Origin of the sequence: Streptomyces sp. NPDC059455, assembly GCF_042750115.1 — a bacterium.
Lineage (GTDB): Bacteria > Actinomycetota > Actinomycetes > Streptomycetales > Streptomycetaceae > Streptomyces > Streptomyces endocoffeicus.
Map to the genome: position 1 here is coordinate 37,189 of NZ_JBHYVB010000008.1, position 24,533 is coordinate 61,721.

21 protein-coding genes and 1 pseudogene are annotated in these 24,533 nt (G+C 70.0%); 13 read left to right on the forward strand and 9 right to left on the reverse strand.

Translation table 11 applies throughout. The features are described 5' to 3' along the window. Positions 1-28: 28 nt before the first annotated feature. Genes ACFXB5_RS04510 through ACFXB5_RS04540 form a run of 7 tightly spaced genes read right to left on the reverse strand, consistent with a single transcriptional unit; the run spans position 29 to position 6,631 of the window. Complete coding sequence (locus ACFXB5_RS04510) at positions 29-808, reverse strand: acyl-CoA dehydrogenase family protein (RefSeq protein ID WP_385202289.1); 780 nt, start codon at positions 806-808, stop codon at positions 29-31. Continuing rightward, positions 781-1,227, reverse strand: coding sequence for an acyl-CoA dehydrogenase family protein (locus ACFXB5_RS04515; RefSeq protein WP_385202291.1), 447 nt, complete (start codon positions 1,225-1,227; stop codon positions 781-783). Before ACFXB5_RS04515 ends, ACFXB5_RS04510 begins: the two co-directional genes overlap by 28 nt. After that, the gene (locus tag ACFXB5_RS04520) at positions 1,224-1,967 is read right to left on the reverse strand and encodes an LLM class flavin-dependent oxidoreductase (protein WP_385202293.1); all 744 of its coding nucleotides are present in this window, start codon (positions 1,965-1,967) and stop codon (positions 1,224-1,226) included. Before ACFXB5_RS04520 ends, ACFXB5_RS04515 begins: the two co-directional genes overlap by 4 nt. Beyond that, positions 1,937-3,928, reverse strand: a complete 1,992-nt coding sequence (locus ACFXB5_RS04525) for an NtaA/DmoA family FMN-dependent monooxygenase (protein WP_385202295.1) — start codon at positions 3,926-3,928, stop codon at positions 1,937-1,939. The genes ACFXB5_RS04520 and ACFXB5_RS04525 overlap by 31 nt, the downstream gene beginning before the upstream one ends. After that, positions 3,925-4,830 (reverse strand): MetQ/NlpA family ABC transporter substrate-binding protein, encoded by a 906-nt coding sequence (locus ACFXB5_RS04530; protein WP_385202297.1) that lies wholly within the window; start codon positions 4,828-4,830, stop codon positions 3,925-3,927. The genes ACFXB5_RS04525 and ACFXB5_RS04530 overlap by 4 nt, the downstream gene beginning before the upstream one ends. A 53-nt stretch (positions 4,831-4,883) precedes the next feature. Then, the gene (locus ACFXB5_RS04535) at positions 4,884-5,543 is read right to left on the reverse strand and encodes a methionine ABC transporter permease (protein ID WP_385202299.1); all 660 of its coding nucleotides are present in this window, start codon (positions 5,541-5,543) and stop codon (positions 4,884-4,886) included. Further along, the gene (locus tag ACFXB5_RS04540) at positions 5,540-6,631 is read right to left on the reverse strand and encodes a methionine ABC transporter ATP-binding protein (RefSeq protein ID WP_385202301.1); all 1,092 of its coding nucleotides are present in this window, start codon (positions 6,629-6,631) and stop codon (positions 5,540-5,542) included. The genes ACFXB5_RS04535 and ACFXB5_RS04540 overlap by 4 nt, the downstream gene beginning before the upstream one ends. Positions 6,632-7,181: 550 nt before the next feature. On the opposite strand from ACFXB5_RS04540, the gene ACFXB5_RS04545 reads away from it, so the two are divergent. The 6 genes from ACFXB5_RS04545 (at position 7,182) to ACFXB5_RS04570 (ending at position 13,468) form a co-directional block, all read left to right on the forward strand. Next, positions 7,182-7,751 (forward strand): GNAT family N-acetyltransferase, encoded by a 570-nt coding sequence (locus ACFXB5_RS04545; RefSeq protein ID WP_385202302.1) that lies wholly within the window; start codon positions 7,182-7,184, stop codon positions 7,749-7,751. 685 nt (positions 7,752-8,436) lie between these two features. Further along, complete coding sequence (locus ACFXB5_RS04550; protein WP_344311742.1) at positions 8,437-8,544, forward strand: putative leader peptide; 108 nt, start codon at positions 8,437-8,439, stop codon at positions 8,542-8,544. A 77-nt stretch (positions 8,545-8,621) separates the two neighbouring features. Beyond that, positions 8,622-9,842, forward strand: a complete 1,221-nt coding sequence (locus ACFXB5_RS04555; RefSeq protein ID WP_385202303.1) for an LLM class flavin-dependent oxidoreductase — start codon at positions 8,622-8,624, stop codon at positions 9,840-9,842. A gap of 19 nt (positions 9,843-9,861) precedes the next feature. After that, the gene (locus ACFXB5_RS04560) at positions 9,862-11,238 is read left to right on the forward strand and encodes an NtaA/DmoA family FMN-dependent monooxygenase (protein ID WP_385202304.1); all 1,377 of its coding nucleotides are present in this window, start codon (positions 9,862-9,864) and stop codon (positions 11,236-11,238) included. Next, positions 11,235-12,326 (forward strand): LLM class flavin-dependent oxidoreductase, encoded by a 1,092-nt coding sequence (locus ACFXB5_RS04565; RefSeq protein WP_385202306.1) that lies wholly within the window; start codon positions 11,235-11,237, stop codon positions 12,324-12,326. The genes ACFXB5_RS04560 and ACFXB5_RS04565 overlap by 4 nt, the downstream gene beginning before the upstream one ends. A gap of 14 nt (positions 12,327-12,340) precedes the next feature. Further along, positions 12,341-13,468, forward strand: coding sequence for an LLM class flavin-dependent oxidoreductase (locus ACFXB5_RS04570; protein WP_385202308.1), 1,128 nt, complete (start codon positions 12,341-12,343; stop codon positions 13,466-13,468). Here the strand turns inward: ACFXB5_RS04570 and ACFXB5_RS04575 are convergent. Both ACFXB5_RS04575 and ACFXB5_RS04580 read right to left on the reverse strand, forming a co-directional pair. Then, a complete protein-coding gene (locus ACFXB5_RS04575; RefSeq protein WP_385202310.1) occupies positions 13,432-14,481 on the reverse strand; it encodes an aldo/keto reductase in 1,050 nt (349 codons plus the stop codon). The two genes, ACFXB5_RS04570 and ACFXB5_RS04575, sit on opposite strands and share 37 nt — an antisense overlap. A 40-nt stretch (positions 14,482-14,521) precedes the next feature. Continuing rightward, entirely contained in the window at positions 14,522-15,595 is a 1,074-nt protein-coding gene (locus ACFXB5_RS04580) for an LLM class flavin-dependent oxidoreductase (protein ID WP_385202312.1), read from the reverse strand. A gap of 813 nt (positions 15,596-16,408) precedes the next feature. Between ACFXB5_RS04580 and ACFXB5_RS04585 the strand changes: the two genes are divergently transcribed. The 7 genes and pseudogenes from ACFXB5_RS04585 to ACFXB5_RS04615 all read left to right on the forward strand — a co-directional run. Next, entirely contained in the window at positions 16,409-18,034 is a 1,626-nt protein-coding gene (locus ACFXB5_RS04585) for an ABC transporter substrate-binding protein (protein ID WP_385202314.1), read from the forward strand. 3 nt (positions 18,035-18,037) lie between these two features. After that, on the forward strand, positions 18,038-19,042 hold the full coding sequence (locus tag ACFXB5_RS04590; protein ID WP_385202315.1) for an ABC transporter permease: 1,005 nt from the start codon (positions 18,038-18,040) through the stop codon (positions 19,040-19,042). Further along, the gene (locus tag ACFXB5_RS04595) at positions 19,039-19,938 is read left to right on the forward strand and encodes an ABC transporter permease (protein WP_385202317.1); all 900 of its coding nucleotides are present in this window, start codon (positions 19,039-19,041) and stop codon (positions 19,936-19,938) included. The genes ACFXB5_RS04590 and ACFXB5_RS04595 overlap by 4 nt, the downstream gene beginning before the upstream one ends. Continuing rightward, positions 19,935-21,593 (forward strand): dipeptide ABC transporter ATP-binding protein, encoded by a 1,659-nt coding sequence (locus ACFXB5_RS04600; protein WP_385202318.1) that lies wholly within the window; start codon positions 19,935-19,937, stop codon positions 21,591-21,593. Before ACFXB5_RS04595 ends, ACFXB5_RS04600 begins: the two co-directional genes overlap by 4 nt. 16 nt (positions 21,594-21,609) lie before the next feature. After that, positions 21,610-22,815, forward strand: coding sequence for an acyl-CoA dehydrogenase family protein (locus tag ACFXB5_RS04605; protein WP_385202320.1), 1,206 nt, complete (start codon positions 21,610-21,612; stop codon positions 22,813-22,815). Beyond that, positions 22,812-24,056 carry an LLM class flavin-dependent oxidoreductase gene (locus tag ACFXB5_RS04610; protein WP_385202322.1) on the forward strand — a complete coding sequence of 415 codons (1,245 nt, stop codon included), beginning with the start codon at positions 22,812-22,814 and terminating at the stop codon, positions 24,054-24,056. Before ACFXB5_RS04605 ends, ACFXB5_RS04610 begins: the two co-directional genes overlap by 4 nt. A 21-nt stretch (positions 24,057-24,077) precedes the next feature. After that, positions 24,078-24,533, forward strand: a pseudogene (locus tag ACFXB5_RS04615) (hypothetical protein); the annotation flags it as partial.

The following is a 24,533-nucleotide window of genomic DNA, read 5'->3' on the forward strand; positions in this document are numbered from 1 at the left end:
GCGTGAGCGGGGGCTCAGAAGAACCCCGTCAGCGGTGGCGGTTCGCCATTGAGGAGGTGGTTGCCCACCACACGTGCCTTGTGGGCGATCGGATCGTGGCTGACCAGGTGCGGGCGTTGCGCCAGTGGCGGTCGAAGTTGAACTCGCGTCGGGTGGCCGAGGCCCCGCCCACGTCGTACAGCCGCTCCGCCGCCCGCAGGGCCGCCTGGGCGGCCACCACCTGCGCCTGCGCCACCTCGGTGGCCACCTCGGCGAGCGCCGGTTCGCCGCCCGCGACGCCGTCCTCGCCGCGGGGGCCGGCGAGGGCACGGTCGATGGCCGCTGCCGCGCGCTCCACGGTGGCCTCGGCCCCGTACTCGAGCGCCGCCATCTCGCCCACGGTGTGCTGCACGAACGGGTCCTGGACCGCGTGGTCGACGCCGCTGTGCCGGACCGAGCGGGCCCGGTCGCGGGCGTAGCCGATCGCGTCGCGCACCGCGTTCTTGGCGATGCCGGTCTCCACGGCGGCGAGGAAGAGCTGGTGGAACGCGCCGAGATGGGTCCGGCGCACCCCCACGGCCTCGTCCACGACGACCTCGTGCGGGTACACCGCCACGTCGTCCAGCTCCGTGGTACCGCTCGCCGTCATGCGCTGGCCCATGCCGTCCCAGTCGTCGATCAGCCGAAGCCCGGGGCGGCCGTGCGGGAGCACCACGCGGACCCGCTCGTCGAGGTGGTTCTTCGCGGCGATGACCACCCAGTCGGCGAACAGGCTGCCGGTGCTGTAGTACTTCGTGCCGCTCAGCCGGTAGCGGTCGCCGTCGGGCACCAGCGCGGTGTGGATGTCGCCGGGGTGCTTGGCGGTGGCCTCCCCGGTGTGTTGCCGAAGAGCTCGCCCGCCAGCGCCGCCCCGAACCACCGCTCGCGGTCCTCCCTCCCACTGTCGCTGATGAGCTTCTCGAGGAAACCGAAGTGCGGCCGGAGCGCCTGTGCCACATTGGCGTCCGCCTCCGCGAGGTCGATGATGGTCCGGAAGAGGTCCACGAGGCTCGCCCCCGGACCGCCGTACGCCACCGGGACCCGCAGAGATCCGATGGCACTCGCCCGCACCGCGTCCATGGACCCGTACGGCAGTTCCCGCTCGGCCTCGCGGCGCGCCGTGTCGGCGGCGAGGGAGGCGGCCAACTCCGGTACGCGGGCGCGGACTTCTCGTAGTGTGACGGTCCGCCGGGCCGTGGTGGTGTTCATCGGGCCGTGGCCCCTTTCTGCCCGGAAGGCTCGTGTGACGGTGCCGGTGTGGGGAGTCCCAGGTGGTCGCGGAGGGTGGTGCCCGTGTAGCCGTGGCGGAAGACGCCGCGTTTCCGCAGGATCGGCACGACGTGGTCGACGAAGGTGTCCAGGCCGTCGGGCAGCGCGTCGGGCAGCAGGGTGAAGCCGTCCACCAGACCGGCCGACCACCAGCCGGTGATGTCGTCCGCGATCCGTTCGGGGGTGCCGACGACCGACCGGTGGCCACCGATGGCGCGGGCGGCGAGCCCGGACAGGGACAGTCCCTCCCGGCGGGCGATCTCGGCATGGGTGCGGAAGAACCCGGTGGGCAGCCGGTCGGGCGGCGGTCCCGACAGCTGGGCCTCGGCCAAAGGTGCTTCGGGGTCGGTGGTGGCGGGGTCGAGCCCGAGCGTACGGGTCACCCGGGCGAGCTGCCGCGCGTCCTGGTGTACGCCCGCCTCCAGCTCGGCGAAGCGCGCACGGACCTCCGCCTCGGTGCCGCCGATCACCGGGGTGAGGCCGGGCAGCAGCCGGATGCCGGACACCTCACGTCCGTACCGCCGCGCCTGTCCGGCGAGCCGGGCGCGGTAGCCGCGCGCCGCCTCGCGGTCGAGCAGCGGGGTGTAGACGGCCTCGGCGAAGCGTCCCGCGAGGGCCACGCCCGGTGGCGAGGCCCCGGCCTGGACCGTCACCGGGCGGCCCTGCGGGGAGCGCGGCACATTGAGCGGCCCCGCGACGTCGAAGAACTCGCCGGTGTGGCTGGCTGCGCGAATCCGGCCGGGGTCGGCGAAGCGCGCTCCGTCGGTGTCCGCGATGAGGGCGCCGTCCCCCAGGAATCCCACAGCCGGTGCACCAGACCGATGAACTCCTCCGCCCTGCGGTAGCGGGTGCCGGGGTCGAGCACGGTGTCGAGACCGAAGTTCCGCGCCGCCCCGGGGAAGAAGGTGGCGACCGCGTTCCATCCGGCGCGCCCCCGCGAGGCGTGGTCGAGCGAGAGGACCCGGCGGGCGAGGTTGTAGGGCTCGTTGAAGGTGGTCGACCCGGTGAAGACGACCCCGAGGCGCTCGGTGGCCGCGGCGAGGTAGGTCAGCAGCATCGAGGGTTCCAGGGCCTGCCCGGGGCCGTGGCCGACGTCGCCGTGGAGGGCGGGGATGTCGGCGAGGAACACCCCGTCGAGGGCGCCGCGCTCGGCGGTACGGGCCACCCGCAGATGGTGGTCCGGGTCTACGTAGGCGTCCGGGGCCCGGCCGGGCAGGGTCCAGGCCCCGGGGTGGTTTCCGGCGCCGGTGATGTTCACCAGCAGACTGAGCCGGCGTGTCATCGGACCAGCACCTCCGCCGTGTCGGGCGCGTGCCGGGCGACCGGGGGCCGGGCCGGGCCGAAGTGGTCGCGCAGCGTGGCGCCCGCGTAGTCGTCCCGGAACAGTGCCCGGCGGCGCAGCTCGGGGATGACGTGTTCGGCGAAGGCCGCGAGGCCGCCGGGGAGCGCGTCGGGCCAGGTTGAAGCCGTCGGCCGCTCCTGAGGTGAACCACTCCTCGATGGTCTCGGCGATGTCGGCCGGGCCGCCCGCGACGACGCGGTGTCCGAGTCCGCCGCCGAGCCGCCGGATCAGCTGCCGCGCGGTGAGCCGCTCGCGCCGGGCGAGGTCGGGGGTGACGGTGAAGAAGGTCTGCAGCCCCTGGACGTTCTCGGCGGGGCCGATGAGGTCCCACGGCAGTTCCGCGTCCGGGTCGAGGGCGTCGGCGTCGATGCCGAGGAGGGCGGCCAGCCGGTCCAGACCGTAGCGGAGCGGAATGAGGTCCTGGAGGCCGTTCAGCCGCTCCAGCGCCTCGTCGCGGGTGGCGGCTACCACCGTCGACAGCCCCGGCAGCACCACGATCCCGCCGGTGTCGCGGCCGAGCGCGGCGGCGCGGGACTTGACGGCGCGGTAGTACGCCTTGCCCTCGTCCAGGGTCTGGGCGGCGCTGAAGACGGCCTCGGCGTGCGCGGCGGCGAGTTCGATGCCGTCGGGCGAGCCGCCCGCCTGGACGAGGACGGGGCGGCCCTGCGGCGAGCGCGGGGTGTTCAGCGGCCCCCGGACGCGGAAGAACTCGCCCTGGTGGTCGGTGGCGTGGACACGGGCCGGGTCGGCGAACACACCGCGGGCGGAGTCCCCGATGAACGCGTCGTCGTCCCAGCTGTCCCACAGCGCGCCCACGACGCCGACGAACTCGGCGGCGCGCCGGTAGCGGTCACGGTGGGCGGGCGCCTGGTCAAGACCGAAGTTGCGGGCGGCGGCGGGACCGGCCGCGGTCACCGCGTTGAACCCGGCGCGGCCCCGGCTGAGCTGGTCCAGCGCGGCGAACCGGCGGGCGATGTTGTAGGGCTCGTTGTAGCTGGTGGAGGCGGTGGCGATCAGGCCGATACGACTGGTGTGGGCCGCGATCCCGGCCAGGATCACGGTGGGTTCCAGCGCGTATTCGGGGCGGTGGGCGATATCGGGGGTGAGGACGGGGGTGTCGGCGAGGAAGACGGCGTCGAGCTTCGCGGCCTCGGCGATCCGGGCGGTGGTGATGTAGCGGTCGAGGGAGAAGGCGGCGCGCGGGTCGCCGTCGGGGGCGCGCCACGCACCCGCGAAGATCCCGGACTGGAAGATGTTGACGTTGAGGTGCAGGTGTCGCCTGCCGGGCGAGAGGGTCATGGGGCGGCTCGCTGACGCTGGTCGGCGGGGATCTTGGCGGGCTGTGTTTCCACATCGAGGTCGTTCCTGATGAACCGGGCCACCCGGGGGTCGGCGAACGCGGCCTTGAGCCGGGTGATGGCGGGGTCGTCGGCGTAGGCGTCGCCGACGACGAGCTGGATGGCGAAGCGTTCGTCGGCTGGGGGCAGCAGGATGCGCTGTTCGATCGGGATCTTGGCGACCCGGAATTTGTAGGCGTAGTTGATGGCGGCGTCGACGTCCGGGAGGGAGCGGGCGATGGCGTCCAGGGACACCTCGTGCCAGTGGAAGTCGTGCGGGTTCTCGGCGATGTCGCCCAGCTGTGCGGTGAGCGGGTCCACATCCTGCTTGAGCTTGATCAGCCCGATCTTCTGGAGGACCAGCAGCGCCTGGGTCTGGTTCGCCGGGTCGTTGGGCAGGGTGATCCGCGCGCCGTGCGGCAGTTCCCGCACACTGCCGTACTTCTGCGAGTAGAGGGCGAACGCCTGGGTGAAGACGGGCTGGACGGCCTTCGCCTCGTAGCCCTCGTTGGCCACGATGACCTTGAGCCACTCGGCGTGCTGGGTGATGTTCGCGGCGAGCGTGCCGTCCGCGGTCGAGCCGTTGACCTGGTTGGCGTCGTTGACGGGGTAGGGCTCGACCCTGATGCCATGGTCCTGGTCGACCTTGTCGGCGATGTACTTCACGATGGCGCTCTGCGGAACGCTCCCCTGGTTGTAGCCGACCTTCAGGGTCTTTCCCAGGGGCGGGTGGTCCTCGCCGCCGACCCGCGCGGCGACCAGCGAGCCGATGGCGAGGGCGACGGCGCCGATCGCGGCCGTGATGGCGATGCGGCGGGGCAGTCTGGACTTCAGCTCGAAGCCGTGGTCATGGACGAAAGGCATGGGTGTTTCCCCGGTGGGGTGAGGAGGTTCGGGATGCGGTGGGCTCAGCGGCCTCAGTGGGCCAGGCGGCGCACGATGCGGTCGCCGGTGAACTGGATCACCTGCACCATGACGATGAGCGTGACGATCGTGGCGGTCATGACCGTCGTGTCGAAGCGCTCGTAGCCGTAGCTGATGGCCAGGTAGCCGATGCCACCGGCGCCGATGGTCCCGGCGATGGCGGAGAATTCCAGCATGCCGACGATCGCGATGGTCAGGCTTCCCGCGAGCGCCGGCAGCGCCTCCGCCAGCTGCACGGACACGATCACCTGAAGGCGTGAGCCGCCCGCGGCGCGCCCCGCCTCGGTGGCCTCGCGGTCCACCTCCCGCAGGGCCGTTTCCACCAGCCGGGCGAAGTAGGGGATGCCCGCGAGTGACATCGGCACGATCGCCGCGGACACCCCGATGGTCGTGCCCGCCACGTACCGGGTGAACGGAATGATCGCGGCCATCAGGATCAGAAACGGCAGCGAACGGCCCAGGTTGACCACCCAGCTGAGCGTGGCCCGCGGCACCCGGTGCGGAAACAGCGCGCCGGGCGAGGAGTTGTGGAGCACCACGCCCACCGGGGTGCCCACGGCGATGACGATGAGCATGACGGCCGCGACCATCTGCAGGGTCTGCCCGATCGCGGGGAGGAGCAGCGGCCACAGCTGATCGAGGTCGGTGCTCATACGACCGCCCCCTCGACCGTCTCCGCGGCCGACTCGGACGCCGGTCCGGAGGCTGCCGGTTCTTCGGCCGGGGTGCTGTGGTCCGGGGGCAGCGGTTCGGGCAGTGGTTCGGGCAGTGGTTCGGCGTGGATGCCCCAGCCGTCCAGGGCGGAGGTCAGCTCGTCCGCCCGGTCGTGGCCGACCGCGACGATCGCACGGCCCGCGGCCCGCCCGGCGATCTCCTCCACCGTCGCGGACAGCAGATGGACATCGAGCCCGTGGTCCGCACCGAGCTGCGTCAGCCAGTCCGTGGGCACCGCGTGCCCCTGGTAGGTGAGCCGCCACGTACCGAGCCCCTGCCGGTCCAAGGAGACGGGCCGGTCGGGGAGCAGCGCGTTGCCCAGCGCGGAGTGCGGGTCGGCCACCAGCTGGTGGACGGGCCCCGACTCGACGACACGCCCCTCGCGCAGCAGGGCGGCGGTGTCCGCCACTTCGCGGACCACCTCCATCTCGTGGGTGATCAGGAGGATGGCCAGATCCAGGTCGGTGCGCAGCTCGCGCAACAGGGCGAGGACGGACCGGGTGGCGGCCGGGTCGAGCCCGGAGGTGGCCTCGTCGGACAGCAGCACCCTGGGCCGCAGGGCCAACGCCCGTGCGATGCCCACGCGTTGGCGCTGGCCACCGGAGAGCTGGGCCGGGTAGTCGTCGGCCCGGTCCGTGAGACCGACCCGCTCCAGCAGTTCGGCGACGCGGCGCTTCTCCTCCCGCGCGGTCACGCCGAGATAGCGCAGTGGCATCGCGACGTTCTGCGCCGCCGTACGCCGGCGCAGCAGATTGGCCGACTGGAAGATCGTTCCGATGGCCCGCCGCGCATGGCGGAGTTCCCGTTCCGGAAGGTCCGTCACATCGGTTCCGGCCACCCATACCCGCCCGGATGTGGGGCGTTCGAGCAGATTCACGCAGCGGGCCAGGGTGCTCTTCCCCGCGCCACTGGGGCCGACGACGGCGCCGATGGTGCCCTGCGCGATGTCCAGGTCGACTTCATGGAGCACCGGCCGCGCACGGGTACCGGTACCGAAGGTCTTGTGCAGTTTCTCTACACGGATCACCGTGTGTACTCCTCGACGCTCTGGGGAGGGTGCGGGCGGGCGCGCCGAAAGGAAACAGGAAGACGACAGGCCGGCCCCGAGCGGGAATGAGGTCAGTGAGAGAAACAGGCGGCACTGGTGATCACCATGTGATCGACCGTGCGGCGGCGCGTGGAGAGAAGAGTCCGCGACATGAGAGGGGATGCTCACACCGCTGTCTGCCGAGGTCAACAGCGGACCGCATGGTGAGATGCGCGGTGTGTCCGGCGGCCGTCCGCTGTTCCGGATGCTGGTCGCCGCTTGACCAGGGCACGAACGCCGGTGTTGGGTGTCGCCCATGGCCTCCACGCTTCTGGTGCACCGCCACCACATCGACCTCGGTCGAGTGGTGAGCGCGCAGTGTTGTTGAGGCATTGACGGCTGCCCGCCGGGGCGCCTTCTCCCAGCTGTTTCTCGCGTGTGATCCGTCTGCCCGTACGGGGCCGAACCCCCGTACGCCGTGCGGCGTGACGACACGTCAACTTGTCTGCGCCGGCTCCGAAGAGCCCACGCATCTCATGAGGAAACCACCGTGACTCACACGACGCACGCGATCGCGTCCCCCGCCGGGAATCCCGACTCCGACCCGGCGCCCGCTTCGCCGGACCGGGTCCGCTGGGCGGCCGTGGGCTGGGACGACCCGGCGGCCGCCGAGCTGAGGACCCTGATGGACGCGGAGATCAAGCCCCGCTACGCCGCCTTCGGGCCGCGTCCGCATCTGCCGCCCCCGCCCACCGCCGACGAAGTGGCCGTCACCTGGATCGCCTTCACCGGCTCCGGCGAACCCGTCGCCACCGCCTCGCTGCGCGCGCTGCCCGGCGACCGGTGGGAGATCAAGCGGGTGTTCGTCCGTGCCGACCACCGCGGTCGCGGGCTGGCCGCGGTGGCGCTGGCGGCCGTCGAGGCGTCCGCGGCCGAACGGGGCGTCGCGGAGCTGATGTTGCAGACGGGCGTCCGGCAGCCGGAGGCCGCCGCCCTATACGCACGCGAGGGCTGGTACCGCATCCCGCCCTATCCGCCTTACTCCCGCGACCCGTACAGCGTCTGCTTCGCCAAGTGGCTGCCCGCCACCGGCGGTGCGGAGCGGGGGAGCCATGCGTGACCCCCGGCGTCGCAGCAGGGCGAGGGTGATCGCGACGCGCAGCGAATGCGGGCACCCCGGTGACAGATACACCTCGTACCGGTGCGGTGCCGGATAGAAACCGCCGGCGAGTCGGTCCCGATGCGGCTGCGGATGCGGTGGGGCGATGCGGGTGGGACGAGGGGTGTTTCGTGAGGTGAACGGAGTGCGTTCGTCTCGGGCATGACTCTCCAGGCGCGTGGCGGGGCCCCGGGCGGCTCGAGGCCCGGGGCTGGACGGTGGATGGGGCCGGTGGCTGAATGCCCCCGGGCCCCTGAGACGATGGCCGCGCCCTCCGAACGGCCGCGATCAGAGGGGCTGAGGGCCTGCTGGGCTGTAGGAGCTGGAGATCCGCAGCAGGTCGATGTGCAGCCGCCTGGTCAGGGAGCGAGGACGGAGCGGGTGCGTCGGGCGCGAATGCCGACGGGCCCATGCCCGCGTGTCGTCAGTCCGGAACATCTCCACCGATCCCGTCATCGGGGTACCGCGCGTCAGCGAGGTCGCCCACACTTTCGTCGGGTTACCCATGGGCGTCGGGGAATATGCCGCAGCCCCGTCCGAGTTGACGATTGCGTGAGGTCACCGGCCTCACGTAGCGTTCCGAGATATCAGCCAGGGCCCGAAGGCCCGTCGGGAACGGGAACGGGAGGCGATGGTGTCGCGGCCGATGACCTGTCCGCCCGCGCCGGCTCCGGCCCTCCGTGAGGGTGTCCGCCTGTACTCCCGGCACCACATCGACCTGCTGCGCGTGGCCGGCGCGCTCTGTCGCCGCTGACCTGATCACCTCAAGGATACCGCGCCCTCCCGATGAGGCGCGGTGATCACCCATGGCCGACCAGGGAGGCACCCTTCGTGTCCGAGTCCTCATCCACGTCCTCGTCCACCCTCCTGCATCTCGCCGCCGCTCTCGACGGGGCCGGCTGGCATCCGGCCGCGTGGCGCGAGCCGCACGCCCGGCCCACGGAGCTGTTCGACGCCGCGTACTGGACCGATGTCGTCACCGAGGCCGAACGCGGGCTGCTCGACTTCGTGACCTTCGAGGACGGGCTCTCGCTCCAGTCCTCGCACCGCACCGAGCCCGACGGCCGCACCGACCAGGTGCGCGGGCGGCTGGACGCGGTGCTCATCGCCTCCCGGGTGGCGCCGCTGACCCGGCACATCGGGCTGGTGCCGACCGTCGTCGCCACCCACACCGAGCCGTTCCACATCTCCAAGGCGATCGCCACCCTGGACTACGTCAGCACCGGCCGCGCCGGGCTGCGGCTCAGGGTGTCCAGGCGGAGCCACGAGGCGGAACACTTCGGCCGCCGCGCCATTCCCCGCTTCGGCCCCGAGGATCTGGACACCCCGGTGGTCCGGGAGCTGACCGCCGAGCTCTTCGAGGAGGCCACCGACTACATCGAGGTGGTACGCCGCCTCTGGGACAGCTGGGAGGACGACGCCGAGATCCGGGACGTCGCCACCGGCCGCTTCATCGACCGCGGCAAGCTGCACTACATCGACTTCGAGGGCAGGCACTTCAGCGTCAAGGGCCCCTCGATCACCCCCAGGCCACCCCAGGGACAGCCGGTCGTCAGCGCGCTGGCCCATCAGAGCGTGCCCTACCGGCTGGTGGCGACCTCCACCGACATCGGCTACATCACCCCGCACGACACGGACCAGGCCCGCGCCACCGTCGCCGAGATCCGCGCCGCCCAGGCCGCGGCGGGCCGCGCGGCGGAGCCCGTGCACCTCTTCGGCGACCTGGTGGTGTTCCTCGACGACGAACCGGGTGCGGCGGCCGCCCGGCTGGAGCGCCTGGACGCCCTCGCGGGCTACCCGTACACCAGCGACGCCAAGGTGTTCACCGGGACCCCTGCACAGCTCGCGGATCTGCTACTGACCTGGCGGCGGACCGGACTGTCGGGCTTCCGGCTGCGCCCCGGTGTGATCGGCCACGACCTCGAGGCGATCACCCGCGGCCTGGTGCCCGAACTCCAGCGCCGCGGCGCCTTCCGCCGGTCCTACGAGGCCGACACCCTGCGCGGGCTGCTGGGCCTCGCCCGCCCCGCCAACCGCTACGCCACCGTCTGAGCCGGAGGGACCACCGACCATGAGCACACCGCTCAAGCAGATCCACCTGGCGGCCCACTTCCCCGGTGTCAACAACACCACGGTGTGGAGCGATCCGGAGGCGGGAAGCCATATCGAGTTCAGCTCGTTCGCACACTTCGCGCGGACCGCCGAGCGTGCCAAGTTCGACTTCCTGTTCCTCGCCGAAGGGCTGCGGCTGCGCGAACAGGGCGGCCAAATCTACGACTTGGACGTGGTGGGGCGGCCGGACACCTTCACCGTCCTGTCCGCGCTCGCCGCCGTCACCGACCGTCTCGGCCTCACCGGCACCATCAACTCCACCTTCAACGAGCCCTACGAGGTGGCCCGCCAGTTCGCCAGCCTCGACCACCTGTCGGGCGGGCGCGCCGCGTGGAACGTCGTCACCTCGTGGGACGCCTTCACCGGGGAGAACTTCCGCCGCGGCGGCTTCCTTCCGCAGGACGAACGGTATTCCCGGGCCAAGGAGTTCCTGGCCACCGCCACCGAGCTGTTCGACTCCTGGCGGGGCGATGAGATCGTTGCCGACCAGGCATCCGGCACCTTCCTCGGCGACGCGCGGGCCGGAGCCTTCGCCCATCAGGGACAGCACTTCGACATCGCCGGGCAGTTCAACGTCCCGCGCAGCCCACAGGGCCGCCCCGTGATCTTCCAGGCCGGTGACTCCGAGGAAGGCCGGGAGTTCGCCGCGGCCGGCGCCGACGCCATCTTCAGCCGGTACAGCACCTTCAAGGAGGGGCAGGCTTTCTACACGGACGTCAAAGGCCGCCTCGCCCGCCACGGCCGCACCCACGACCAGCTGCTGATCCTGCCCGCCGCCACCTTCGTCCTCGGCGACACCGACGCCGAGGCGCGGGAGCTGGCCCACGAGGTACGCCGCCAACAGGTCAGCGGCGCCACCGCGATCAAACACCTGGAGTTCGTCTGGAACCGCGACCTGTCCTCGTACGACCCGGACGGCCCGCTGCCCGACATCGACCCCGACCCCGGTGAGCACACCATCGCCCGCGGCCGCGCCCAGGTGCGGATGTACCGCGATCCGCTGGCCGTCGCCCGGGAGTGGCGGGAGCTGGCGGCGGCGAACAAGTGGTCCATCCGTGACCTGGTCATCGAGACGGGCAGCCGCCAGTCGTTCATCGGCTCCCCGGCCACGGTCGCCGAGACCATCAACTCCTTCGTCCAGGCCGATGCCAGCGATGGCTTCATCCTCGTACCGCACATCACCCCCGGCGGGCTGGACGTCTTCGCGGACACCGTCGTCCCGCTGCTGCAGGAGCGTGGCGTGTTCCGCACCGAGTACGAGGGCACGACCCTGCGCGACCACCTCGGCCTGGCCCACCCCGGCACCGAGGTGCACCAGGACCGGGCCGCGTCATGAAGTTCCTGGCCATCACCCTCATCGTGCACGCCCCGGACCCGGTGACCGGGATACAGAAGCCGACCGGTGAGCGTTTCCGCGAGGTGATCGACAACGCGCTGCTGGCGGAGGAACTCGGCTTCGACGGCTTCGGCGTCGGCGAACGCCACGAGCGGCCGTTCATCTCCTCCTCGCCACCGGTCGTGCTCAGCCACCTCGCCGCACTCACCTCGCGGATCCGGCTGTTCACCGCGGTGACCACCCTCAGCCTGCTCGATCCGGTGCGCGCCTACGAGGACTACGCCACCCTGGACCACCTCTCGGCCGGTCGCCTCGAGCTGATCATCGGCAAGGGCAACGGGACCGCCCAGCGCGAGCTGTTCCAGGTCACCTCCGAGGATCAGTGGGACCGCAACGCCGAAGGCTACGAGCTGTTCCGCCGCATCTGGCGGCAGGACAAGGTGACCGCTGCACCGCGCTTCCGACCCGCGCTGACCGACGCCGAGGTGTGGCCGAGACCTCTCCAGCGGCCCGTCCGGGTCTGGCACGGCAGCGCCACCAGCCGGGAGTCGGTCGACCTCGCCGCCCGCTACGGCGACCCGCTGTTCTCGGCCAACGTCACCCACCCCATCGAGCCGTACACCAAGCTGATCCGCCACTACCGGGAGCGCTGGGAGGCATACGGCCACGACCCCGCGCGCGCCGTGGTCGGCGCCGGGACGGCGGGCTACTACGCGGCCCGCACCTCACAGGAGGCGATCGCCGCCTACCGCCCGGTGTTCGAAGGCCGACTCGCCTTCCAGAAGCAGCTCGGCGTGGAACCGGTGTTCTCGACCCTGGAGGACTTCGTCGAGCGCAGCTCGGCCCTGATCGGCAGCCCCCAGCAGGTGATCGAGAAGGTGCACCGCTACCACGAGGAGTTCGGACACACCGTGCTGCACCTGCACGCGGACGCGGACGGGCTCACCGACGCCCGGCACCGCGCTTCGCTCGAGCTCTTCCAGTCCGACATCGCGCCCGTACTGCGACGTGACATCCCGGATCCGCCATTCGACTGGGCCCCGGTGCTCGGCACGCCCGAACCCGCCTCCCTGTCCGCCGACCGCTGAGGAGAACTCCGACCGTGTCCGGCATCCCCCTCGCAGTCCTCGACCTCGTGCCCATCTCCTCCGGCTCCACCGCCACCGAGGCACTGCGCAACAGCATCGATCTCGCCCAGCGGACGGAGCGGTTCGGCTACGCCCGCTACTGGTTCGCCGAGCACCATCTCAACCCGGGCGTGGCCGGGACCTCGCCCGCCGTCGTCCTGGCCCTGACCGCCTCCGCCACCTCCACGATCCGCCTCGGCTCCGGGGCCGTACAGCTCGGCCACCGCACCGCCCTGTCCACGGTCGAGGAGTTCGGCCTGGTCGACGCCCTGCACCCCGGACGGCTGGACCTCGGGCTCGGCCGCTCCGGCGGACGCCCCACCGAGCGCACCGACGACGCACCACCCACCACGACACCTGTCATCGACGGACGCACGCCGAACGGCCTGCGCATCCCACCCAAGTTCTCCTCCCAGAGACTGCTCGGGTCGCCACGTATCGCGCTCCAGCGGCGGCTCCTCCAGCAGCCGGGCGCGGAAGCGCAGGACTACGGCGAACAGATCGACGACATCCTCGCGCTCCTGCGCGGCGACTACCGCTCCGCCGACGGCGTCGAAGCACACGCGATCCCCGGCGAAGGCGCCGATGTGCAGGTGTGGATCCTCGGCAGCAGTGGCGGGCAGAGCGCCCAGGTCGCGGGCCGGGGCGGGTTGCGCTTCGCCGCCAACTACCATGTCAGCCCGGCCACCGTCCTGGAGGCCACCGAGGCGTACCACGCCGCGTTCCAGCCATCCGATGTGCTCGACAAGCCGTACGTCAGCGTCTCCGCCGATGTCGTGGTCGCCGAGGACGACGCGACCGCCCGTGATCGCGCCACCGGCTACGGTCTGTGGGTCCGCAGCATCCGTACCGCCGAGGGCGCCATTCCCTTCCCCACCCCCGAACAGGCTCGCGCCCACCACTGGTCCGACGCGGACCGGGAGCTGGTCGCCGACCGCGTGGACACCCAGTTCGTCGGCTCACCCGCGCGCGTCGCCGACCAACTGGAACAACTCCAGGAAGCCACCGGCGCGGACGAGTTGCTCATCACCACCATCACCCACCGCCACGCCGACCGGGTGCGCTCCTACGAACTGCTCGCCGAGGAGTGGCGACGCCGCTGAGCCGAGACGGAGACGGACGGCGGAAGCGCACCGGTGTCTCGTAGGTGGAAGACGTGTCCTGGCGGCACGATCTCGTCGATCCGGTCGAGGAGGGCGGCGGTGAGTCTCACATCCAGCGCCCCCAGGTAGGTGTCGAGGTGTTCACGGGTCCGCGGGCCAATGATCACCGAGGAGACGGCCGGGTGGTTCAGGGCGAACGCCACCGAGAGATGGACCAACGGCAGTCCGGCCTCCTCGGCGAGCGTGGCCAGGGCCTCGGCGGCAGCGAGCTTGTCGGCGTTGTGCGGCGCCGCGATGTCGTAGCGGTCCGGGATCCAGTCCTTGCGGTAGGACTCCGGCTGCCGGGCCCCCGCCCGGTACCTGCCCGACAGCCACCCCGCCGCCAGGGGCCCGTAGGTGAGCACGCCGAGGCCGTACTTCTGAGCGAGCGGAAGCACCTCGCGCTCGTTGGACCGGATCAGCAGCGAGTACGGGATCTGTTCGGAGACGGGCCGCAGGAACCCCCGTCGCTCGGCGGTCCACTGGCCTTCCACGATCTGCGCGGGGGAGTGGACCGACGTCCCGAAGTAGCGGATCTTGCCCTGGCGGACGAGATCGGTGAGCGCCCCGATGGTCTCCTCGAAGTCGGCCGACTCGTCGGGCCGGTGAGCCTGGTACAGGTCGATATGGTCGGTGTTCAGACGGCGCAGGCTGTTCTCGACGGCCTTGACGATCCAGCGGCGGGAGTTGCCCTCGTGGTGGGGGTTGTCGCCCATCCGGCCATGGAACTTGGTCGCGAGGAACACTTCGTCGCGCCGGCCGCCCGCGAGGGCCCTGCCCACGATTTGCTCGCTCTCGCCCTGGGCATAGACGTCGGCGGTGTCGATGACATTGATGCCCGCGTCCAGGGCGCGATGAATGATCTCGATGCCGTCCTCGTGATCGGGATTGCCCCGTGCGCCGAAGTTCATGGCGCCGAGGGTCAGCGGGCTGACCTTCACGCCCGTACGGCCGAGGGTCCGGTACGTCGTCATCGCTGGTGCCTTCTTTCGTGGTGCCCGCTCGACAGGCCGGTTACGGGGCGGAATCGCGCAGCAGGGGCAGCAGTTGGTCACCGATCCGGCTGATCTCCCGCTGGTAGGGGGTGTCGGACAGGACGAAGTGGGTGATGCCGAGCTTGCGGTAGCCGTGCAGCGCCCGGGCGACGTCGTCGGCGGAGCCGACCAGCCAGGTGGTCCCCGCTCCGCCACCGCCGAACTTGCCCGGGGTGGTGTACAGGCAGGTGTCGAGCACCTCTCCGCGCTGGGTGAGATCGAGGAGCCGCTGCTGTCCGACCGCCGTCCTGCGATTCCCCGTCCACACGGTCTTGCCGGCACCGGACGCCATCTTCGCGACCTTCTCCTCGGCCGCGCTCCATGCTTCCTCGGTGGTGTCACGCACCAGCGTCGTGATCCGCAGCCCGAACTCCAGCGGCTTGTGGCGTCGGCCCATCTGCTCGCTCAGCGTCTTGAGCCGGTCGACGCGTTCGGCGATCCCGTCGAGTGGTTCACCCCAGAAGAGCTGGACATCGGCCTCGGCCGCCGACACCCGCTCGGCGGCCGGGGAGGCGCCGCCGAAGTAGAGCGTCGGATGCGTCCTCCCGCCGGTGGGGTATGGGCGTGGAGCGACGGTTGAGCCGCTGACCTGGAAGTGATCGCCGTGGAAGGTGACGTCCTCCTCGGTCCACAGGCGCCGCAGGAGATGCAGGAACTCCTGGGTGCGGGCGTACCGTTGCGGGGGTTCGACGTTGGTGTCGCCGTACGCGGCCGGGTTGTCCAGCCCGCTGACGATGTTGACGAGGACGCGTCCCCGGCTGAGCTGGTCGAGCGTGGCCGCCGCACTGGCGAAGTTCGCCGGGTGCCAGTAGCCGGGACGGATCGCGATCAAGGGTTTGAACGTCGTGGTCCGAGCGGCAAGCGCCGTGGCGACGGTGAAGGTGTCCGGGCGCCCCCATCCGGTGCCGAGCAGCGCCCCGCTCCAGCCGTGGTCCTCTGCCAGCCGGGCGAGGTCGGTCGAGTACTCGATGGACCCCCAGCCGGATGTCGTGTCGTCACCGCGATGGCCCGGTTCGACGGTGTTGGGTATGTACCAGAGAAATTCCAGGCTCATGATGGTTCCGATCGCTGCTTGGCTTGTGTGGGCACGACACGAACCGGGCCGGTCATGGAGGGGGGCGGCCGGAGGGCGGTGGCCCGGTCGAGTTCGGTGCCGCCGTATGTGAAGGTCCTCGCGGGTCAAGGGGAACGCGGCGGAACGTGAACGGAGCGTTGCTTCAGGTCCGGAGGAGTGCGGCGGCGCGGCGGAGCGGATGAAGAATCAACACTGCGCGCTGGACACGCGAACGAGGTCAACACATCGCTCGCTGGTCAGGAGCAGGACCTCACACATGTGATCGAGTCTCTGTGTGGGCGTTCAGAATGTCAATGAGCCTTTTACGGCCTCGGTCCGGCGTCACCCGGTGCGATGAGGACGGCCGCGGCCCCGCGATGGTTTACCCGTCCGTATTCCAAGACGCGGTTGACAGGGGTGGTGGGCCACCACAGACTCTGTCCCCATGACTTCGGATCCGTTGCTGACCAGCGAACGCTGCGTCGACCTGCTCCGGGTTTCCAGCGCGCGGTGTTGATGGCCTGGGCGGTTTGAGCCCCCAGGAATCAGATTCCTGACGCTTCACCCATCTCAATCGCTGAGATGCGGGTTTGGTCCTGACGTGGTCGGCCGGTAATGCCTTTCACCTGACAGCAAGGTCGAAGAGATTCGGTGCTGCCCACTATCGCCTGCCCCTGGCATGGCGCGCGGCCCGTCGTGGACGTACTCGTAGTGATCGGCCTCGTCACCGTCTCATGTCCCCGTGGGCCTCTGCGTTGCCCTTGTCCGGCAACGCGCATCACCACCATGTCCTTGGAAGGAAATCCGGCTGTCATGAAACTCTCTCAACGCCGGGCGCTTTCGCCCCGCAGCGCCGCCCTGGGGGCGGCAGTCCTGCTGCTCTCGGCCTGCAGCGGCGGCACACAGAACACCGCGAACTCGTCGGGTGACGCGGGGAAGCCACAGTACGGCGGAACACTGAAGTTCTACGACCCGGTGAGCTACAAGGCATGGCAGATAACGAACACCTTGTGGTCGAACAGCAATGTGACCACCAACCTCGCCGACCGACTGACGTGGCAGAATCCGAAGACCGGGAAGATCGAGCCCTGGCTCGCCAAGAGCTGGACGATCAGCCCGGACCATCTGACCTACACCTTCAAGATCCGCTCCGGTGTGACGTTCAGCGATGGCAGCAAGCTGGACGCCAAGGTGGTCAAGCACAACCTCGACCAGCACGCCTTCGGCGACAAGAAGCTCGGCGTCGCACCGGATGAGTTCTTCGCGAACTACGCCGGCACAAAAGTGGTCGACCCACAGACCGTCCGGGTCACGTTGTCGAAGCCCAATGCCGGTTTCCTCCAGGTTCTCTCGATCTACCGGACCGGCATTCTGGCCGAGTCCTATCTGAGGAAGAACTGGAACGACAAGGGCAAGCTCACCAGTCTGATCGGATCAGGTCCGTTCGTCGTCGCCGGAGGCAATGGCACGACCAATGTGGTTCTCAAACGCCGCGACGACTACAACTGGGCGCCGAAGAGCTTCGAGCACCAGGGCAAGGCGTATCTATCGGAAATCCGCTACACGACGGTTCCGGAGCAGAGCACCGCTGTGGGCGCCCTGCAATCGCAGCAAGCCGATGTCGTACGCAACATCGCGCCGGATGACGAGGAAACGGTCAAGAGCTCCGGCGGCCAGGTCAAAGCGTTCCCGGCGCAGGGAGAAAGCAACGCACTCCACGTCTCGTTGGCGGCGAACGCGCCCACCCGGGACATCGAGGTGCGGCGCGCACTCCAGGCGGCGACCGATCGCGAGGAGATCAACGACATCGCGCTCTCGCCCAGTTACGGGGTCGCCAAGAGCATCCTCGTCCACGGCACACCGAAGCGGCCGGATGGCAGCGCGTATCTGAAGTACGACCCGGCCAAGGCCAAACGGCTCCTGGGGGCGGCCGGCTGGAAGACGGGCTCCGACGGAATCCGGACCAAGAACGGTAAGCGGCTCTCGTTCACGCTCTATGTCACGCCGTACTACCAGGTTTCCCAGGCCGTGGTCGAAGTGCTGCAGTCGCAGTGGAAGAAGGCCGGGGTCGAGGTGAAGCTCAAGAGCCCGTCACTGAGCCAGTACGAGGCGGAGATCGGCAAGAACACCGTCTTCACACAAAGTCAGCTTTCCCGGGCCGAGCCCGATGTGCTGCGCTCCGAGTGGCACAGCGAACTCGCCGATTCGACCTACACCAAGCTCCCCGAACTGAACAAGTTGCTCGAGGCCCAGGTCGCCGAGTTCGACCCGGCGAAGCGTACGGCGGACATCAAGGCTGTCCAGGACTATGTCCTCAAAAACGCCCTCGCCATTCCGCTGTACGACGAGACGCAGGTCTTCGGCCTGCGGTCGAACGTCCAGGAATTCCAGACCGAGGCCGTGGCCCGGTCGCGGTTCTACAACACCTGGTTGTCCTGACTCATGGCCCGCTACGTCCTCAAGCGCTTGGTGCACACCGTCCTGGTTCTCTGGGCGGCCTATACACTGGCTTTCATCCTGCTCACCGCGTTGCCGGGCAACGCGATCTCCAATTTGATCAACAATCCGCAGAACCAGTTGACGCCGGAGGACGGCAAGCTCCTCAAGGCGTTCTACGGGCTCGACCATCCGGTGGTGGTCCAGTACGTTCACGCGCTGGACGCCCTGCTCCACGGGAACCTCGGGTACTCGCTGAGCAGCGGGGCGAGGGTGGCGGATCTGCTCGGTGACGCACTGCCCGGCACCTTGCGGCTGACGGCTCTCGGTTTCGTCTTCGGAGCGGTCATCGCTGCCGGGGTGGGAGTCGGCGGGAGCTATGCACGGTGGAACTGGCTGCGGACTCTTCTGCAGTCCTTCCCGGCCCTGGCCGCCTCCGTGCCGAGTTTTGTGATCGGAATCCTGATCCTCTACTACTTCTCGTTCCAGCTGCATCTGATCCCCGCGGTCGACAACGGAACCTTCCTGGCCTTGGTGGGGCCCGCGGTCACCCTGGGCATCATGATCTCGGCACCCCTGTCCCAGGTGTTCGGCGCCTCGATCGCGGCGACCCGGCGACAGCCCTTCGTGCATGTGCTCCACGCAAGGGGAGCCGGGGAGCGGTACATCTTCGGACGCGGCGTCCTGAGGAACTCATCCTTGCCGGTGCTCACCATGCTGGGCCTGGCCGTGGGCGAGTTGATCGCCGGCTCGGTGGTCACCGAAGCGGTGTTCGCACGGAACGGCATCGGTCAGATCACCCTCAACGCCGTCAACACTCAGGACCTGCCCGTCGTCCAGGGCGTGGTGCTGGTCGCCACCACGGGCTACGTCCTGGTCAACCTCGTGATTGACGTGGTCTACCCGTTCATTGATCCGCGCATCCGGGCCGACATTCTCGCCGCGCGCGCGAAGAGGACCAAAGGCTCGGAGAAGGCTCCCTGGCTCCCGGAAGAGGTGGCGGCGCGATGACAACGACCATCGAGAACGCGACACCGCCGGTGGAAGTGCGGCAGACCGGGCAGCCCGGGAAGGCGCCGCGAGGCCGCGCCGTCACGATGCTGCTGTGGTCGATCCGTCACTGGTCGGTCGTGGTGGCGGGAGCGGTCCTCGTGGTGGCGGTTCTCTGGGCGCTGGTCCCCGGATGGTTCGCCCATTCCAGCCCGACGGCGATCGGGGCGACGGACAAGCTGCTGCCGCCATCGAGCGCGCACTGGTTCGGCACCGACCGGCTCGGCCGCGACCAGTACACCCGTGTCGTCTACGGCGCCCGCGCGTCACTGTCGGGCTCGGTGGTGGCCGTGGCTCTCGGTGTCGCGGTGGGCTCGGTCTTCGGCGCCCTCGCCGGCTGGTTCGGCCGCTGGGTCGACGCCGTCGTGATGCGACTGATCGACGTCGTGCTGTCCATTCCGGGTTTCCTACTGGCCATCACCATCGTGGTCGTCCTCGGCTACGGGATCCTGCAGGCGGCCGCCGCTGTCGGCCTGACATCGTCGGCGGCGTTCGCCCGGCTCATCCGCTCCGAGGTGCTGCGCGCCAAGGCGAGCCAGTACGTGGAAGCGGCGGTCGCGAGCGGCGCCCGCTCGTCGACGGTCCTGCTGCGCCATGTGGTCCCCAACTCGCTGGGTCCGACGCTGTCGCTGGTCACCATCCAGTTCGGCATCGCGATCATCTGGATCGCGTCACTGAGCTTTCTCGGGCTCGGTGCGCAGCCGCCGAGCCCGGAGTGGGGCCGCCTGGTCGCCGATGGCCGCAACTTCATGGCGAGCAAGCCCTATCTGGTGGTCTACCCGGCACTGACCGTCGCCGCGGTCGTGCTGGCCGGCAACCGCCTTGCCCGCCACTTCGCAGAGAGGCAGAAGCGATGAGCAGCGACGTGGCACCACGGGCCGCCCGAGACATCACCGCACCGTCCGGTCCGGTCCTGGCCGTGGAGGATCTGAGCGTTGGCTATCAGGTCGGGCGCGACACCAAGACGGCTGTCGAGCACATTTCGTTCGAACTCGAACCGGGCCAAGTCCTCGCTCTCGTCGGTGAGTCCGGCTCCGGCAAGTCCACGATCGGACACGCCATCCTGGGACTGCTGCCCACCAACGGCCGACTGCTCGGCGGCTCGGTCAGATATCAGGGGCGCACCATCAGCGACCTGCCCGGTGGCCGGCTGCGGGAGCTCCGGGGGCGCGCGATCAGCCTGATCCCGCAGGATCCCACGGTCTCCCTCGACCCGGTCCGTCGCGTGGGCCCGCAGGTCGAAGACGTCCTGCGCCTGCACACCAGCCTCGGCACCGAGGCGCGGCGGCAAAGAGTCCGCGAACTCTTCGAGCTGGTGGGTTTCGACGACGTCGAGCGGCGCTACCGGCAGTTTCCCCACGAGTTGTCGGGCGGCATGCGGCAACGAGTGCTGATCGCGGCCGCCGTGGCCGCCGAGCCCGATGTGATCGTCGCCGACGAGCCGACCTCCGGCCTGGACGCGACCGTCCAGGCCCAGGCGCTCGATCTCATCGATGACCTGCGCCGCCGCGGCGGCACGTCCGTGGTGCTGATCACCCACGACCTGGGTGTGGCCGCGGACCGCTCCGATCTCGTAGGTGTGCTGCGTGACGGACGGCTGGCCGAACTCGCGCCCACGGCGGCGTTCGTCCAGAGCCCACAGGACAAGTACAGCAGGCACCTGCTGGACAGCGTGCCCGCACGGTTGAGCTTCACCAGGGGCAGGGCCGGCGGAACTCCCTCCGAGGACCCCGAGCCCGCGGTCGAGGTGGCGAACCTGAGCAAGCGCTACGGGGGACACACCGCGGTCGACGACATCTCCTTCACCGTGGGACGCGGCCAGACCTTCTCGATCGTCGGGGAGTCCGGCAGCGGCAAGTCGACAACGGCACGTGTCCTCACCGGCCTCACACAGCCGACGGCGGGTCAGGTCTCACTGCTCGGAACCGAGGTCGGCACCCTGAACACCAAGGCGTTCCGCCCATTGCGACGCGACGTCCAGATCGTCTTCCAGAATCCGTACGCCTCGTTCGATCCGCGATTCGACGTCCTCTCGGTGGTCGAGGAGCCTTTGCGGTCCTTCCAGCCGGCGGGTTCCGCTCGGCGTCGCCGGCGGGAGAACCGTGACCGGGTGGTCGCCGCGCTGGAGGCGGCGTCGTTGCCGGCCTCGTTCCTCCATCGTCACCCCCGCGAGTTGTCCGGGGGACAGCGTCAGCGGGTCGCGATCGCGCGAGCACTCGTGCTGGAGCCGAAGGTCGTGGTACTCGACGAGCCGATCTCGGCGCTCGATGTGTCCGTTCAGGCCCAGATCCTCGAGCTGCTGGTCAAGCTGCAGAGCGAGCTCGGCCTGACGTATGTCTTCATCTCGCACGACCTGGCCGTCGTGCGGGCGATCTCCGACCGGGTCGCGGTGATGCGGCGCGGCAGGATCGTGGAACAGGGAGGGATCGCCCAGGTTTTCGAGAGCCCCGCCTCCCCTTACACCGCCCAACTGCTCGGTGCCATGGCCGGCCGACAGCTTGCCGACCGCTGATCCACGAAGGAGCCCCATGACCGACCTGTCCCACGCGCTGGAAGAGGCCGTGGCCGAGTTCCGCAGGATCTTCGAGCGGCTGGAAGCGGAGGCCGGTGTCCGCGACCAGTCCCGCAAGCACCCGTACGAGTTCGTTCGCGAACTGGCCGACGCCGGGTTCGGCCGTCTGCGCGTGCCGATCGCACAGGGCGGCTTCGGCGTCGACCTGCCCACCCTCTTCCGCCTGCTGGCCGAGGCAGGCAAGGCCGACTCCAACATTCCGCAGATCCTGCGGGGCCACTTCACGGCGGTGGAGATCCTGCGGCACGCGGACGATCCCGAGGTCGGCGACTACTGGCTCCGTAAGATCGCGGAAGGCGCCGTGTTCGGCAACGCCCAGTCCGAGGCGGCGGGCAGCAGCCCGGACTTCGGCATTTCGACACGCGTCCACGAGGTGGACGGCCGCAAGGTGGTCAGCGGGACCAAGTTCTACTCCACCGGTTCTCTGTTCGCCGACTACATCCGCGTCGCGGTCGCGGACGACGACGGCAACCGCTGGTTCGCCGTGGTTCCCGCGCGGCATCCAGGCGTTGCGCACGCAGAGGACTGGGACGGGATCGGGCAGCGTCTCACGGGGAGCGGTACGACCGTCTTCGACGGCGTCCCCGTCGAGGAGAACGGGGAACTTGGGCGGTTCAAGGAGAACCTGCGCTCCCTCCCGTCGTTCGTGCAGCTCGTACACCTGGCCAACCTCGTCGGCATCACCCGCAGCCTGGTCGACGAGACCGTCGCCGTGGTGAAGTCCCGCCCCCGCACCAGCCTGCACGCGCTGTCCGAACAGGCCACCGAGGACCCCGAGGTGCTGGGTGTCGTCGGTCGCCTCCACACCCGCGCCTTCACGGTGGACTCCCTGCTCGGGACGGTCACCGAAGGCCTTGAGGCGGCCGACCGGGACGGCTCACAGGAGGCGTACACCGCCAACTACATCGACGTGTCGGCCGCGCAGGTCGCCATCATCGAGGCCGTTCTCGACGCCGCGACCATCGCCTTCAACGCGGGCGGCTCGTCAGCGGTCCGGGAGAGTGCCCACCTCGACCGGCACTGGCGCAACGCCCGAACCCTCGCCTCGCACAACCCGGTCATATACAAGCCAAGAGTCATCGGCGCGTTCGTCGTCAACGGTGTCGCCCCGCAGTCGTCGTACGACCACGGTCGGCGGTCCCAGGAGGGACAGCAACAGTGACCCGCCCCTTGCACATCAACGTCAATATCCTCAACGCCGGAGTCTTCGGCGGTTCGTGGCGCTTCCCCGGGACCGACGGGCGGGCGAGTTACACGATCGAGCACTACATCAGGATCGCGAAGAAGGCGGAGGCGGCGAAGCTCGACGCGGTGTTCCTGGCCGACGGCCCGGTCCTCGAGCCGCTCGTCCGCCACCGGCCCGGCAACAACCTGGAACCGACCACCGTGCTGGCGCGGATCGCCGCGCGGACCGAGCGCGTCGGACTGATAGGAACACTGTCGTCGAGTTACAACGACCCGGTCGAACTCGCCCGCCGGGTGGGCGACCTGGATTACCTCAGCGGTGGCCGGGTCGGATGGAACGTCGTCACCACCGCCGGCGCCGCCGCGGCACGAAACTTCGGACGGACCGGCGAGCCCGAGCACGCGCGGAGGTATCGACGGGCGGCGGAATTCACCCACCAGGTCATCGCCCAGTGGGCGGACCGGCGGGCCTTCGCCTCCCCGCAGGGACGCCCCGTCGTCGTACAGGCCGGTGGATCCAGTGACGGACGCCGCCTGGCCTCGCGCGTCGGTGAAGTGATCTTCTCCGCGGACCAGGACATCGACCATGCCCGGGCGTTCCGTGACGAGATCCGGGCGGGAGCGCTGGAGTTCGGACGCCGTCCCCAGGACGTCGTCGTCCTGCCCGGCCTCTCGACCGTTCTCGGCAGCACCGAGGAAGAGGCCCGGAGGCGGCGTGAGACGCTCGACGAGATCCTTCCCGACGCCTACGCACGCCAACGCCTCGCGGGCCAGCTCGGCTTCTCCCTGGAGGGCCTGCCGGACGATGAGCCCATCCCGCGCGAGCTGCTGGTCGAGCCGGACCAGGCCGGTGGCTCGCAGACCTTCTACCGGGTCGTGAAAGCCATCATCGACAAGGAGAATCCGACGCTCGGACGGCTGCTGCGCACACTGAGCGGCGGTGGCGGCCACCGGATCGTGGTCGGTACTCCGGAGCAGGTCGCCGACGATATCGAGCTGTGGTTCCGGGAGGGCGCGGCGGATGGCTTCAACGTGATGCCCGATGTGCTGCCGTCCGGGTTCGACGACTTCGTCGATCACGTGATTCCAGAACTCCGGCGCCGCGGCCTCTTCCGCCGTGAATACGACGACACCACGCTGCGGGGCCATCTGGGCCTCGAGACGCCGGGCCGGCCGCGGCTGTCCCGCGTGTCGGCCGTGCCCGAGGCCGCCCGCTAGGCAAGGGGAGCAGAACACCACATGACCAGAACCATCGTCCTCGACCTCGCGGTCGGGTCCTCCCTCTCCGTCGCCGACGCGATCGAGATCGCCGCGGCGGCCCGCGATACGGGCGTGACCGCGGTGCGCCTTCTCGACGGCGGTCCGGATGACGTACTCGACCCCACGGTGGTCGCCGCCCACCTCGCCGGCCGTTTCCCCGAGTCCCACTGGATCGTCGATGCCCCGACGACACACAACGCGCCGTACAACCTCGCCCGCCGGGTGCTGTCACTGGACCGGGCCACCGCGGGCCGCTCCGGCCTGGCCCTGCGGGCGGGAGACGGTGACGAGGTCAGTGAGGCGACGGCGCCCGACCGTGGGGGGGGGGGCGGCGCGCGCGGGGGGGGGGGGGAGAGCGCGGGGGGCGGCCAGCGGGGGGGGGGGGGTGGGGGGCGCGGGGGGGGCGCGCGGGGAGCCCCCCCCCCGGGGGGGCGG

What these genes read in the sequence shown, in the direction of transcription:
- ACFXB5_RS04515 (WP_385202291.1), bottom strand. Translation starts at nt 1,227, where the DNA reads ATGAACACCACCACGGCCCGGCGGACCGTCACACTACGAGAAGTCCGC.
- ACFXB5_RS04525 (WP_385202295.1), bottom strand. Translation starts at nt 3,928, where the DNA reads ATGACCCTCTCGCCCGGCAGGCGACACCTGCACCTCAACGTCAACATC.
- ACFXB5_RS04530 (WP_385202297.1), bottom strand. Translation starts at nt 4,830, where the DNA reads ATGCCTTTCGTCCATGACCACGGCTTCGAGCTGAAGTCCAGACTGCCC.
- ACFXB5_RS04535 (WP_385202299.1), bottom strand. Translation starts at nt 5,543, where the DNA reads ATGAGCACCGACCTCGATCAGCTGTGGCCGCTGCTCCTCCCCGCGATC.
- ACFXB5_RS04550 (WP_344311742.1), top strand. Translation starts at nt 8,437, where the DNA reads ATGACCTGTCCGCCCGCGCCGGCTCCGGCCCTCCGTGAGGGTGTCCGC.
- ACFXB5_RS04560 (WP_385202304.1), top strand. Translation starts at nt 9,862, where the DNA reads ATGAGCACACCGCTCAAGCAGATCCACCTGGCGGCCCACTTCCCCGGT.
- ACFXB5_RS04565 (WP_385202306.1), top strand. Translation starts at nt 11,235, where the DNA reads ATGAAGTTCCTGGCCATCACCCTCATCGTGCACGCCCCGGACCCGGTG.
- ACFXB5_RS04575 (WP_385202310.1), bottom strand. Translation starts at nt 14,481, where the DNA reads ATGACGACGTACCGGACCCTCGGCCGTACGGGCGTGAAGGTCAGCCCG.
- ACFXB5_RS04580 (WP_385202312.1), bottom strand. Translation starts at nt 15,595, where the DNA reads ATGAGCCTGGAATTTCTCTGGTACATACCCAACACCGTCGAACCGGGC.
- ACFXB5_RS04585 (WP_385202314.1), top strand. Translation starts at nt 16,409, where the DNA reads ATGAAACTCTCTCAACGCCGGGCGCTTTCGCCCCGCAGCGCCGCCCTG.
- ACFXB5_RS04590 (WP_385202315.1), top strand. Translation starts at nt 18,038, where the DNA reads ATGGCCCGCTACGTCCTCAAGCGCTTGGTGCACACCGTCCTGGTTCTC.
- ACFXB5_RS04595 (WP_385202317.1), top strand. Translation starts at nt 19,039, where the DNA reads ATGACAACGACCATCGAGAACGCGACACCGCCGGTGGAAGTGCGGCAG.
- ACFXB5_RS04600 (WP_385202318.1), top strand. Translation starts at nt 19,935, where the DNA reads ATGAGCAGCGACGTGGCACCACGGGCCGCCCGAGACATCACCGCACCG.
- ACFXB5_RS04605 (WP_385202320.1), top strand. Translation starts at nt 21,610, where the DNA reads ATGACCGACCTGTCCCACGCGCTGGAAGAGGCCGTGGCCGAGTTCCGC.